This window comes from Luedemannella flava (genome assembly GCF_039528515.1).
In the GTDB taxonomy this organism is placed as follows: domain Bacteria; phylum Actinomycetota; class Actinomycetes; order Mycobacteriales; family Micromonosporaceae; genus Luedemannella; species Luedemannella flava.
On sequence record NZ_BAAALT010000034.1, the window covers coordinates 69,909 to 82,399 of the forward strand.

The 12,491-nt window shown below is 72.9% G+C and carries 11 protein-coding genes; 6 read left to right on the top strand and 5 right to left on the bottom strand.

Going from position 1 to position 12,491, the window contains the following annotated elements; translation table 11 throughout:
• The first annotated feature begins 96 nt into the window (after window positions 1-96).
• Both ABD211_RS07180 and ABD211_RS07185 read left to right on the top strand, forming a co-directional pair.
• A complete protein-coding gene (locus ABD211_RS07180; protein ID WP_344127538.1) occupies window positions 97-2,088 on the top strand; it encodes a hypothetical protein in 1,992 nt (663 codons plus the stop codon).
• A gap of 50 nt (window positions 2,089-2,138) precedes the next feature.
• The gene (locus ABD211_RS07185; protein WP_344127540.1) at window positions 2,139-2,636 is read left to right on the top strand and encodes a hypothetical protein; all 498 of its coding nucleotides are present in this window, start codon (window positions 2,139-2,141) and stop codon (window positions 2,634-2,636) included.
• Here ABD211_RS07185 and ABD211_RS07190 read toward each other — a convergent pair.
• From ABD211_RS07190 to ABD211_RS07210, 5 genes are all read right to left on the bottom strand, one after another.
• Entirely contained in the window at window positions 2,554-3,570 is a 1,017-nt protein-coding gene (locus ABD211_RS07190) for a permease prefix domain 1-containing protein (protein WP_344127542.1), read from the bottom strand. The genes ABD211_RS07185 and ABD211_RS07190 overlap by 83 nt on opposite strands.
• Window positions 3,567-3,902 carry a PadR family transcriptional regulator gene (locus tag ABD211_RS07195; RefSeq protein ID WP_344127544.1) on the bottom strand — a complete coding sequence of 112 codons (336 nt, stop codon included), beginning with the start codon at window positions 3,900-3,902 and terminating at the stop codon, window positions 3,567-3,569. The genes ABD211_RS07190 and ABD211_RS07195 overlap by 4 nt, the downstream gene beginning before the upstream one ends.
• 451 nt (window positions 3,903-4,353) lie before the next feature.
• The gene (locus tag ABD211_RS07200) at window positions 4,354-5,187 is read right to left on the bottom strand and encodes an SAM-dependent methyltransferase (RefSeq protein WP_344127652.1); all 834 of its coding nucleotides are present in this window, start codon (window positions 5,185-5,187) and stop codon (window positions 4,354-4,356) included.
• 155 nt (window positions 5,188-5,342) lie between these two features.
• Complete coding sequence (locus tag ABD211_RS07205) at window positions 5,343-7,763, bottom strand: FtsX-like permease family protein (RefSeq protein ID WP_344127546.1); 2,421 nt, start codon at window positions 7,761-7,763, stop codon at window positions 5,343-5,345.
• Window positions 7,760-8,503 carry an ABC transporter ATP-binding protein gene (locus ABD211_RS07210; RefSeq protein WP_425560368.1) on the bottom strand — a complete coding sequence of 248 codons (744 nt, stop codon included), beginning with the start codon at window positions 8,501-8,503 and terminating at the stop codon, window positions 7,760-7,762. Before ABD211_RS07210 ends, ABD211_RS07205 begins: the two co-directional genes overlap by 4 nt.
• A gap of 109 nt (window positions 8,504-8,612) precedes the next feature.
• On the opposite strand from ABD211_RS07210, the gene ABD211_RS07215 reads away from it, so the two are divergent.
• The 4 genes from ABD211_RS07215 to ABD211_RS07230 all read left to right on the top strand — a co-directional run bounded on the left by ABD211_RS07215 (window position 8,613) and on the right by ABD211_RS07230 (window position 12,473).
• Entirely contained in the window at window positions 8,613-9,845 is a 1,233-nt protein-coding gene (locus tag ABD211_RS07215) for a sensor histidine kinase (protein ID WP_344127549.1), read from the top strand.
• On the top strand, window positions 9,839-10,489 hold the full coding sequence (locus tag ABD211_RS07220) for a LuxR C-terminal-related transcriptional regulator (RefSeq protein ID WP_344127551.1): 651 nt from the start codon (window positions 9,839-9,841) through the stop codon (window positions 10,487-10,489). Before ABD211_RS07215 ends, ABD211_RS07220 begins: the two co-directional genes overlap by 7 nt.
• Before the next feature lie 113 nt (window positions 10,490-10,602).
• Window positions 10,603-11,277, top strand: a complete 675-nt coding sequence (locus tag ABD211_RS07225; protein ID WP_344127553.1) for a hypothetical protein — start codon at window positions 10,603-10,605, stop codon at window positions 11,275-11,277.
• Between the two features lie 119 nt (window positions 11,278-11,396).
• The gene (locus tag ABD211_RS07230; RefSeq protein ID WP_344127555.1) at window positions 11,397-12,473 is read left to right on the top strand and encodes an ABC transporter substrate-binding protein; all 1,077 of its coding nucleotides are present in this window, start codon (window positions 11,397-11,399) and stop codon (window positions 12,471-12,473) included.
• Window positions 12,474-12,491 lie beyond the last annotated feature (18 nt).

Here is a 12,491-nt window from a genome sequence, read left to right on the forward strand (position 1 = left end):
GGGTCAAGATCTCCGCAAGACCGGCCGGTAACGTCAGGTCGCGCCACCGACCTCCGATGGGAACGGGCACGTCGCCACGTTGGAGGTCCCCGTCCGATGCGTACCCGCAAGCTGCTCGTTACGGCGGTCGCCGCTGCCCTGGTGTCGCCGGCGCTGCCGGCCGGTCCGGCCACCGCCGCCGACGCGGCGCCCACCGTGTCGGTGACCGGTCCGGAGGTCGCGTCGGCGTACGCGTCGTTCACGCTGACCGCCGACGCCCAGGGCTCCGACGGGCTCACGTACGCGTGGACCGGCGACCCGGCGTGCTGGCTCTGGCCCGCCGACGGGGCCGAGGTCAGCGTCTCCTGTTCCGAGCCGTCGCCGGCGGCGTCGTTCACGGTCACGGTCAGTCAGGTCGACGGGCAGAGCGCCACGGCGACGGTCACGGTGCGCATCCGCCAGGCCGCCCCGTCGGCGTACTTCTACGGGTCGACGATCGTCCACGCCGGCGAGCCGAGCGTGGTCCAGTCGATGGTCGGCAACGCGGACCAGCCGACCTACGCGTGGACGGACACGCGCGGTTGGGTAACCGGTGACCGGACCGACGCGAGCGTGACGCTCAATCCGCCCACCGCGGACGTGGGTCAGACCAGCGACCTGACCCTGACGGTCACCAACGCCGACGGCCAGTCCGCGTCACACACCATGTCCTTCCTCGCCTACGCGCCGTTCCCCGCGACGATCACCGGTGCGACGAGCACCGTATCGGGCTCGACGGAGGCACTGACCGTCGTCACGGCCCGCGAGAACGTGACCGTGTCCTGGTACGCGGAGTCCTATGAGTGCACGCTGACCCCGACGACCGACCGCGGCGCCGACCTGTCGTGCCCCGACTCGTTCAGCGGTGACGTAACGGTGCACGCGTACCTCTACGACCAGGACACCTACGACTCGAAGACCGTCACCCACACGGTGGCCGTGTCCGCGCCGCTGCGGGTCACCATCGCGGGCGGTGGCCCCGCGACGGCCGGCAAGGGCGGCGTGACGCTCACCGCCGTGGACGCGTCGAGCACACCGGCCGTCTCGTGGGCGTGGAGCGCCAACCGGAACTGCCTGCCCGGCGCCCGCGACGCGCGCACGGTCGCGGTCCAGTGTCTCGGCGACGTGACCGGACCGGTGACCGTCACGCTGACCGCCGCCAGCGAGGACGGCCAGCACACCGTCGAGACCACCACCGTCGAGGTGGCCGCGCCGACCGTGGCGCCCACGGTGACGCTGACCGGCCCGGCGACCCCGGTGAAGGCGGGCACGCCGACCGGCCTGACCGTCGGCGCGAACCTGGCCGGCGCCGGTTTCCGGGCCACGGTGACGCTCCAGTCGAGCACCAACGGCACGACCTGGACGCCGGTGGGCGCCGCCGCGACCACCTCGGCAGCCGGCGCGCTCACCCTGACGGTCACGCCGACCGTCAGCACGAGGTACCGGGTGCTCGTGGCGACCGCAGCCGGGCCGGTGGCGAGCGCCCCGGTGACCGTCGTGGTGCCCGTGGCGACGCGCACCACGCTCACGGCGACGCCGGGCAACCCGGCGGTCCTGCGGGCACGCGTGGTGGACGCGAAGACCGGCGGGCCGGTCGCCGGCGCGCGCGTGACGGTGACCGTGAAACGGTACGGCGCGACCCAGTGGACGACGATCGGCACGTACACGACCGACGCGCAGGGCGTGGCCACCGTCCGGTACAGCACCGACCGGGCCGGTTACTACCAGGCCACGTACGCGGGCAGCGCCGTACTGGCCGGATCATCGGCGACCACCGCGCTCGTCAAGGCGGTGCCGAAGGCGGCCGTGTCCGCGACCCGGTCCGGGTCGACGGTCACCGTGACGGCCCGGTTGACCGCCGGGTCGGGCGCGGCGGTCGCGGCCACGTCGGTGACGGTCCAGTACCGCGCGTACGGCTCGAACACGTGGCGCACGGTGAAGACGCTCTCGACGTCGGCGACCGGCAGCGCCGTGGTGAAGCACTCCGCCCGGTCGAAGACCAGCTACCGGGTCGTGTTCGGTGGATCGACCACCCTGTCGGCCGTGGCCAGCGCCGTCGTCACCCGCTGACCGGGCGCCGTTCCCGGCGTTTTCGCAGCGGGACCGGCTACCGTTGGGGCGTGCACGAGAACGAGGCCCGGCGGGTGGTGGACGCGCTGCGGCACCGCGGCGTGCCCGCGCACGTGGAGCGCGCGTCGGTGGCGCGGTTCGGGGTGCGCGTCATGCTGCCCGACGGGCGGCAGGCCATCTGGGACACCGACGGGACGGCGGGCCTTGAGGCGCAGGTCATGCGCAACGGCGTCCTCGTCGGGTTCGTGCCGATGATCGAGGGATCGGACCACTTCACCGAGGAGCAGGTGATCGACGCGATCGCCCGCGCCGATTACGACCGGCCGATCGGCCGGCTGCGCAGCACCGCGCCGCCGCCGGCCGCCCCGCTGCCCCAGGAGGGTGGCTTCTTCCGCCGGTTCCTCGGCGGGTTCCGGGAACACCGACCGGCCCACCCGGTCGTCGCCGGGTGGGCCGCGCTCGGTTCTACCTGCGGACCCCGGGGATGCGGTCCACCGCCTCGCGGATGGTGGTGCCCAGATCGGCCTGCACCCAGGAGCGGGTGGTGAACCCGCGGACCAGCTCCACGACGATCTGCACGATGCTCATGGCGGCGACGATGATCACGCCGAGTCGCACCCATTCCCACACGTCCGCCCGCCAGTCCGCCGCGGTGACGAACGCCGGGTTGAGCAGGTGGTTGCTGGCGGCCACCCAGACCATCACGACTGCGGCCGCGAGGTTGACCGCCGCGCCGGCGACGGCGACGGGCGCGCTCCACCGCGTGTACATCTTCACGTAGTTGAAGCTGAGCCCGGCCAGGGCGAGGAAGACGAACCCGTACACGACGCCCGTGTCCCACAGCCAGGGCGACAGGATCCCGATCGGGTCACCCGCCGCGTCGGTTTTGATCCGGAGTACGGGCGAGACGAGCACGAACGCCGCGAACAGCGCGAGCGCCACCGTCTCGGCGATCAGGTCGGCGTAGCGGCGCCGGCGGCTCGGCGGCTCCGGCAGCTGGTCCAGCGTCCACTCGCGGAGCACCGGCACGCGCACGTCCGGCAGCCGTTCGAGGACCGCGAACAGCAGTGTGGTCCAGAAGGCCACGTTCACGGCCGTGGTGATCGCGGCGCCGATGACGTCGCCGATGATCTCGCCGATGCCGGCGCCGTCGAAGGCCTGCACGACGCCGACGACCGTCGCGACGATCGGCACGACGATGGCGATCAGCGCGATCAGCAGCCGGGTGTACGGCAGGTAGAGCGCGGGGCCGATGAGGTGCAGCGGACGGTCGGAGTACCCGGCGGCGAGGCGGGCCGGGTCGCCCAGGCCGGTGAGCACCGCGCGCTCGGCGTCGGCCGGGTCCTCGCCGCCGTCGACCCGGGCCTCGACGGCGTCCTCGATGGAGGCGCGCAACTCGCGCTCGATGTCGGCGCGCTGGCGCTCGGGCAGGCGGCGCAGGGTGGCGTCCACGTACCGGTCGGTGAGGGTGGGGGTGGTCATGACTCGCCTCTCAGGGTGCGGAATGCGGAGTGGAGGTCGTCCCAGTCGTGGGTGAGCGCGTCCGCGAGGGCGGTGCCGGCGTCACTGGTCCGGTAGAACTTGCGGGGTCGGGCCTCGTCGGTGTTCCAGTCGCTGATCAGCAGGCCCTGCTTCTCCAGTCGGCGCAGAAGGGGGTAGAGCGTGTTCGCGTCGACGGCGAAACCGGAGCGCTCAAGGTGGTCGAGCAGCGCGTACCCGTAGTTGGGCTCCTTGAGGATGATCAGGCAGGCCAGCACGACGGTCCCCCGTCGCAGCTCCTGCAGATGCATCCCGCGCAGTTCATCGTCGTACATGCCACTCACTATAGTGTGTTGCACACACTATAGCAACGGGCACATCAATGGCGCGCGACCTTGGTGATCACGCCGGGTAATCGAGAAGGGGGAGGTCGCCGTCCGCACAGCGCACCCGTGATGCGGACACGGTCCCGGTGCCGAAGCATGCCGACGTTCAGAGGTGCGGTCGCTGCGCATGGCCTGGCCCAGCGTGCCCAAGATCTGAGTCTTCTGTGCAGGAGTGGGGCTGGGCTGCGGTCTCGCACGGAAGACGGCGATCTCCACGACATGGGTTGGGCGATTTGTCGATTATTGGGCCGTCGGGACTACGCGTTCGCACCGCGTTCGCCGATCATGGCCCGACGCACGCCAACCACCGGTGATCGGACTGCACATTCGCACCGGAGATCGCGATCTCTACGCTGACGCTGACCGCCTGATCAACGCGCCACCCGTGGCGCGCCGGGAGCTAGGGGATGCGGGCGACGGCGCCGTAGCCGGAGACCTCGGCGGCGGTGGGGCGCGGCTGGGGCTCGTTCTCGGCGCGCCAGTCGGCGACCGACACGATGCCGGGCTCGACGAACTCCAGGCCGTCGAAGAACCGCGCGAACTCCTCCTTGGAGCGCATCCGCGCCGGCACCCGGGTGCGCTGACCGACCGCGTTGATCTCCTTGATCTTCTCCGGCGGCAGGTAGTCGTTGGTGGCCTGGGTGACGGTCAGGTAGCTGCCCGACGGCATGGCGCTCACCAGCTGACCCACCAGGTCGTACGGGTTGTCCTCGTCGAGGATGAAGTGCATGACCGCCACCAGCATCAGCCCGACGGGCTGGCTCAGGTCGAGCGTGGCGGTCAGCTCCGGCGCCTGGAGGATCTTGTCGGGGTCGCGCAGGTCCGCGTCGATGTACGCGGTGGCGCCCTCATCCGAGCTGGTGAGCAGCGCGCGGGCGTGCACCAGCACGATCGGGTCGTTGTCGACGTAGACGATGCGCGAGGTCGGCGCGATGGACTGCGCGACCTGGTGCGTGTTGTTCGCGGTCGGGATGCCGGTGCCGATGTCGAGGAACTGCCGGATGCCGGCCTCGCGGGCCAGGTAGGTCACCGCGCGGCGCAGGAACGCCCGGTTCTCGATCACGGCGAGGCGGATGGTCGGGAACGCGGCCGCGATCTGGTCGCCCGACGCCCGGTCAGCGGGGAAGTTGTCCTTGCCGCCGAGCCAGTAGTCGTAGCGGCGGGCTGGGTGGGCGACGCTGACGTCGATGCGCGCCCCGGAGCTGTCCGGGTCCGCATCGGCCGGGATCCGCATCCACGACGGTGTCGCGTCCGTCTCCTCAGCAGTCACCGGACGACCCCTCTCACCCGTTGATGCCCGTTCGCGGCGGGCGGTCCCCTGTGGACCCGCGCCCATGCTAGACCCGTTCCCCGGCGACGCGGCCGTCGACCGGGGAACGATTCAGCGTCCTATTCGGATGACCGGACCGCCGGAGTGCGCAGAGCAAGGTGTGCCGACAGCGTCCCCGCCCCGATGGCCAGCGCGAGGCAGCACCCGACCACCGCCGCCACCGACGCCCACGGCACGATCAGGTCGACCGGCGCGCCGATCGACGCGCTCAAGCCCGCCCGCAGGCCCGCCAGCGAGGACAGCGCGACCGCCAGGCCCAGGACGGTGCCGACCGCCACGACAAGCGCCGACTCGGCCGCGACCAGCCCGCGCACGCGGGTGGCGCTCGCACCGGCGAGGCGCAGCAGGGCCAGGTCACGGGCCCGCCCGACGACGGCCATGAGCAGCGTCGTCGCGATGGACAGCCCGGTGTACCCGGTGGCGACCGCGACGAGGATCCACACGAAGATCTGCACGAGCCGGTCCTCCTCGGCGTCCGAGCCACCGGAGTCGGCCGTCAGGTCGACCGCCCGCGCCCCGAGGCCACCGCCGAGGCGGGCCTGCGTGGTCGCGGCGGTCCCGTCGAGCACGTACGCCACCGGCGCCAGCGCCGACGGGTCGTGGGCGCGCACGGTCGCCCGCGACATGATGACCGGCGTGGGCGCCGCTTCGACGACCGCGAGCACCGTGACCGTCTCCCGGGCGCCGTCGGCGAGCGTCAGCTCGTGCGTCGACCCGACCGCCCAGTCCAGCCAGCCGACGACGGCCACGCCGCGCGGGTCGGTGCCCAGCCGGGCCAGGCTGCCGGACGTGGCCGTCAGCAGGTCCCCGCGCCAGACGGCGTCGATGCCGGTCACGTCCACCGCGCCCCGGGAGGCGTCGTAGACGACGCTGGGCAGCGGCGCCGGCCCACCGGCCGCCCGGGCCGCCGCGTCCGACAGTCCCGGCACGGTGTCGGGCCGCACCATCACCCCGGCGCCGGTGCGTTCCTTCTCCCCCACGCCGTACGCGGCGGTCATGGTGGCGGCGAAGCCCAGGATCAGGGTGGCGAAGCCGACCGTGAGCAGCACCGGCGCGGCCGTGCCCGCGGTGCGCCGCACGGCCAGCGCGGCGCTGCCGCGCACCAGCGTCCCGGTCGCGCCCCGGCCCAGCGTGAACGGCCAGGTGAGCACCCGCACCAGCGGCCCGACGACCACCGGCGCCAGCGCGGCCAGCCCCAGGATCAGCGCCATCGCGGCGTACAACGAGGTGTTCATCAGGTTTTCCGGCTCCGCGAACGCGGAGCCGACCACGAGCGCGAGGCCGCCGACGGTGAGCGCCCCGCCGACCAGCCACCGCGACCATGTCATCGGCCGGCGCTCGACGGTCGCCTCGCGCAGCGCGGCCACGGGCCGCACCCGCGCCGCCCGGCGGGCCACCGCCCACACGGCCACCAGCGCGACGACCACCCCGCCGAGGTACGCCGCCACCAGGGCCGCGACGTCGGCGACGACCGTGAAGCCCACCGGTTCCAGGCCGGCGCGCACCAGCGCGTCGCCAGCCCACGGCGCGGCCAGCGCGCCGAGCGCCACGCCCACCGCGCTCGCGACCAGGCCCACCCCGAGCGCCTCGGCGCCCAGCAGCCGGCGCACCTGGCCGGGCGTCGCGCCCACGGCCCGCAGCAGGGCGAGCTCGCGCCGGCGCTGCGTGGCCGTGAACGCGAACGTCGACGCCACGATGAACACCGACACGAACACGGCCAGGGTGCCGACGGCGATGAGGATCTGCGCGCCGATCCACCGCAGCCGGGCGTACGCCTCGGCCTCGGCGTCCCGGCGTGCCTCGCCGGTGAGGACCCGCCCGTCGCCGGCGACGGCGGCGGCCGCCATTGCGACCTCGTCGGCCGGCCCGTCGACGAGCAGCCCGATCAGTCGCACCCCGGGGGCGAGCCGGGCGGCGGTCGCGTCGGGAAGATACACGCCGGGGCCGTCGATCAGGCCGGTGACCGTGTAGGGCGCCGGGCCGGCTCCGGTGAGCACCTGCACGGTGGCCCCGACCGGCGCGCCGGCGTCGCGGCCGAGGACCACCTCACCGTCCGCGGCGGGCGCCCTGCCCTCAATGAGGGGGTACGGGCGCAGAGCGGCGCTCGCCCAGCCGTGACCCTGCGGGTCGAGCGGGTGCGGGTCGCCGACCGGCCGCCCGCCCACGACCGCCTGGGCGTAGAACGTGCGGTCCGGGATCGCGGCGACCACGCCCGGCACCCGCGCCAACGCCCCGACCAGCTCCGTGGTCCGCGCGGCCGACCAGGGCACGTACTCGGTGAAGCCGAGGTCGTTGTCCGCAGCGGCGGGGCTCTGCACCAGCACCGGACTGCCCGAAAGGCGCGGCGGCACCTGGGCGTTCGCCGACGTGATCAGCAGCAGGGTGCCGGTGACCAGCCCGACGCCGAGGGCGAGCGCCACGAACATGCCCGCGAACGCCGCCCAACGCCGGCGCAGCGTGGCGGTGGCGAGGCCGGTCACCGGGCCACCTCCAGCCGCGCCATGCGGCCCGCCACGCCCTCGGCCGACAGCGGGCCGGCCAGCTCGTCGACCAGGGCGCCGTCGGCGAGGAACAGCACCCGGTCGGCGTGCCCGGCCGCGAGCGGATCGTGGGTGACCATGACGACCGTGTGCCCGTGCCGGTCGACGAGCCCGCGCAGCAGCGCCAGGACCTGCCGCGACGCGGCCGAGTCCAGCGCGCCGGTCGGCTCGTCGGCGAACACGACCGCGGGCCGGGTGACCAGCGCGCGGGCCAGCGCCACCCGCTGCCGCTCGCCGCCCGACAGCTCGGCGGGCAGGTGCCCCGCCCGGCCCGCCAGGCCCACCTCGGACAGGGCCGCGGTGATGTCGGCCGGGGCCGGGCGGCGCCGCGACAGCCGCAGGGGCAGCGCGACGTTCTGTTCGGCCGTGAGCGACGCGATGAGGTTCGCGGCCTGGAACACGAAGCCCACCCGCTCGCGCCGCAGCACCGTGAGCCGCCGCTCGCTCAGCGGGCCCAGGTCCGTCCCGTCGATGAGCACCTGCCCGCCGTCGGGCCGTTCCAGGCCGGCCGCGCAGTGCAGCAGCGTCGACTTGCCCGACCCGGACGGGCCCATCACGGCCGTGAACGTCCCGTTGGCGAAGTCGGCGGTGAGCCCGTCCAGGGCCACGACCGCCCGCTCACCCGTCCCGTACACCTTCCGCACCGCCCGCAACCGGACGGCGTACGCATTCGTCAGCACCCGCCCAGCCAACCGGCCGGCCGGGTACGAGCGCACTGGCGCGGGGGTGAGAACCGACGGTAGACCTGGCGCTACCGCGCGGCGCCGCCCCGCCGGATACGGTCGACGGGTGCGACCACGCAGTGCCTGGCAGGCGATCACGCTGCGACCGCTGCGGTTCCTCGCCTCGTCGTGGCCGTGGCGGTCGCTGCTGTACCTGCTGTGCGGCATCGCCCTGGGCGCCGCCACCGCGGCGACCCTGTTCGCCCTGTTCGTCGGCGGGGTTCTGCTGCTTTTCGTCCTGATCGGGCTGGTCGCGTTCGTGGCGATCGCGCTGTCGGGCATCGTGTTCGCCCGGTTCGAGCGCTGGCGGCTGCGGCTGGTCGACATGGACCCGGCCGAGGACCCGCACCGGCGCCCGCCGCGTCGCGGGTTGCGGCCCTGGCTGCTGACCAGGCTGCGGGAGCAGGCGACCTGGCGCGAGTTCGGCTACACGGTCGTGTCGCTGGTCGCGCTCTGCTGGATCGACGCGGGCATGGTCGCGGCGGTGCTCGGCATCCCGGTCGCGCTGGCCGCCACCCCGCTGTACGGGCCGGACATGGACCCCCTCGCCGGCGCCGTCTTCGTCGTGGTCGGGTTGGCGCTGCTGCCCTTCGCCGCGTACCCGATCACCGCGTGGGCCGGCGCCCGTGCCGCGCTGACCCGGGCGGTCCTGTCGCCGCGCGACACGGAGCTGGGCGCCCAGCTGACCGAGGTGACCCGCTCGCGCGCCCGGCTCGCCGACGCGTTCGGCGCGGAGCGCCAGCGCATCGAACGCGACCTGCACGACGGCGCCCAGCAGCGCCTCGTGTCGCTCACCATGGCGCTGGGCCTGGCCCGACTGGATCTGCCGCCGGACTCCCCCGCCGCCGAACAGGTCGCCCTGGCTCACGAGCAGGCCAAACTCGCCCTCGCCGAGCTGCGGGAGCTGATCCGGGGCGTGCACCCGCAGGTGCTCACCGACCGGGGCCTCGCCGCCGCCGTGCGCGATCTGGCCGGCCGTTCCGTCGTGCCGGTCGACGTGGACATCGAGCTGCCGCACCGGCTGCCCGCCGCCGTGGAGCTCACCGCGTACTTCGTGGCCGCCGAGGCCCTGGCCAACGTGGCCAAGCACAGCGGGGCCGACCGGGCCCGGGTGCGTGGCCGCCTGCACGGCGACATCTACCTCCAGGATGTGTTCGACAACGGCGTCGGCGGCGCGGACGCCGACGCCGGCACGGGCCTGACCGGGCTCGGCGACCGGGTCGACGCGGCCGGCGGGCGGCTGCTCATCTCCAGCCCGCCCGGCGGTCCGACGCTGGTGCGCGCGGAGCTGCCATGCTGAGGATCGTCCTGGCCGAGGACGCCGTCCTTCTCCGCGCAGGGCTCGTGGGCGTGCTGGAACGCTTCGGCCATCAGGTGTGCGCCGCCGTCGGCGACGTTCCGGCACTGCGCGCCGCGGTCGCCGCGCACCGGCCCGACATCGTGGTCACCGACGTGCGCATGCCGCCCGGGTTCTCCGACGAAGGACTGCGGGAGGCCGTGGCGCTGCGGGCCGCGGACCCGTCACTGTCCATCCTGGTCCTCAGCCAGTACGTCGAGCAGACGTACGCCGTGGAACTCCTCGACGCCGCGTCGGCGCCCGGGGCCGGGGTGGGCTACCTGCTCAAGGACCGGGTCGGCGACGTGGAGGACTTCGTGCGCGCGGTCGCGGCGGTCGCCGACGGTGGCACGGTCATCGACCCCGAGGTGGTCCGCCAGCTCCTGGGCCGTCGCCGCGACCCGCTCACCCGGCTCACCCCGCGCGAGCGGGAGGTCCTCGCGCTGATGGCCGAGGGCCGGTCGAACGCCGCGATCGCACGCGACCTGGTGGTCAGCGACGCGGCCGTAGCCAAGCACATCGGCAGCATCCTCACCAAACTGGACCTGCCGCCCGCCGAGGACACCCACCGCCGGGTCCTCGCGGTCCTCGCCTACCTGCGGGGCTGACCGAACGTGCCACGCCCGGCATGCGCTCGTATCCGGCCGCTGAGCGCTCGGGTCGCGCAGACGCGTCGGGCGGTCGATGCTTGGGTCAACGCGCCGCACCTACGGTGATGGACATGGAGCGCCAGCGCACGAAGGCGGTCGGGGTCGTCAGCGCGGCGGCCACCGTTGTTCTGCTGTTCACCGGCTTCGTCGCCGATGTGCTGGGCATCCGGTCGGCGCTGGTCTCCGACGAGGAACCGACGCGGGAGGTTACCGTCACCTACGTCCCGCCGCCAAGCGTTGCGATCACGACGGACACTCCGATCGTCCACGAACCGCCCGTCGTCACCCGTGCCGCCGTCACGACCACGGCCATCGAGACGACCGCGGCCGCGCCGCCCTGCATAGTGGGCTCGTGGTTGCTCAACTACTACCGCCTCGACGAAACCGTCACGGGCGTCGGGACCGTACGGATGTCGCTGGTGCAGGGCGGGCAGTTGGTGACGTTCCGCGCGGACGGGACGTTCCACGGGACCGCCGACCTGACGCTCGAAGGCCGGGCCTCCACCGGTGACCTGCTCGCCCGCCGCATCGCCGGATCAGGTCGCGGTGACTACACCGTCTCGGGTGACGCGTTGTCCCAGACCGGTGTGACGTCGTCGGGCACCAATGTCTTCTACCGCAACCATGTCGTCACCAACCAGATCAACGGTCCCATCTGGGTGGACTGGTCGGTGACCTACACCTGCTCGGCAACGACCTTGACGATCGACGGCGACGACCAGTACGCGCGGTACACGCGTCAGTGACCGCCGTCCGGATCACAATTCGGCAGCGGCAACAGGCTGGAAACGCGACGTCCTTAACGCGAAACGCGCTCTGGTTACCGTCGGGTCCTTGGTGATCTAGAAGACCCTGGAGCGTTGCCATGGCGTACACGATGGACCGGCGCAGCCTTCTCATGAACAGCATCCGCGCGGCGGCCGGCCTGGCCGTCGTCGGCACGGTGCCCACGCTGCTCGCGGCGTGCGGCGACGACGACACCCCCGCGACCCCCAGCGGCCCCAAGAACCTCGGCACCCTTGACTACCAGCTCTCCTGGATCAAGAACGTCGAGTTCGCCGGCCAGTACATCGCCGACACCAAGGGGTACTACGCGGCGGCCGGGTTCACCTCGGTCAACCTCATGGCGGGCGGCCCGAATGTCAGCCAGGACTCGGTCGTGGCGGCCGGCAAGGCGTTGGTCGGCATCTCCTCGCCCGACATCACCGCGGCCGCGATCCTCAAGGGCGCCCCGCTGATCATCATCGGCGCGCAGTACCAGAAGAACCCGTTCTGCATCATGAGCCTCGCGTCCAAGCCGATCAACAGCCCGGCCGACATGGTCGGCAAGAAGATCGGTGTGCAGGCCACCAATGAGCCGGTGTGGACGGCGTTCCTCAAGGCCAACAAGCTCGACCCCGCGTCCATCACGAAGGTGCCGGCCCAGTTCGACCCGGCCCCGCTGGTGAACAAGGAGGTCGACGGCTGGTTCTCGTTCTTCACCAACGAGCCCAACCTGCTCAAGACCCAGGGCCACGACACGGCCGTGATGCTGCTCAACGACCACGGGTACCCGATGGTGTCCGAGGTGTACGTGGTCCGCAAGGACTCGCTGACCAGCAAGCGCGACCACATCAAGGCCATGCTCATCGGCGACATCAAGGGCTGGGCCGACTCGGTCAAGGACCCGAAGCTGGGCGCCAACCTCGCCGCCACCAAGTACGGCAAGGACCTGGGCCTCGACGAGGCCGAGCAGGTGCTCGAGTCGCAGGCCCAGAACACCGTCGTGGCCACCGACGAGACGAAGGCCAACGGGCTGTTCACCATCACGGACGCGAAGATCGCCGAGACGATCGCGACGCTGGCCCTGGCCGGGGTCACGGTCACCAGGGAGCAGCTGTTCGACATGTCCGTGCTCACCGAGGTCTACACGGAGAACCCCACCCTCAAGGGGCTGCTCTGACCGGCACCACCGGGGACG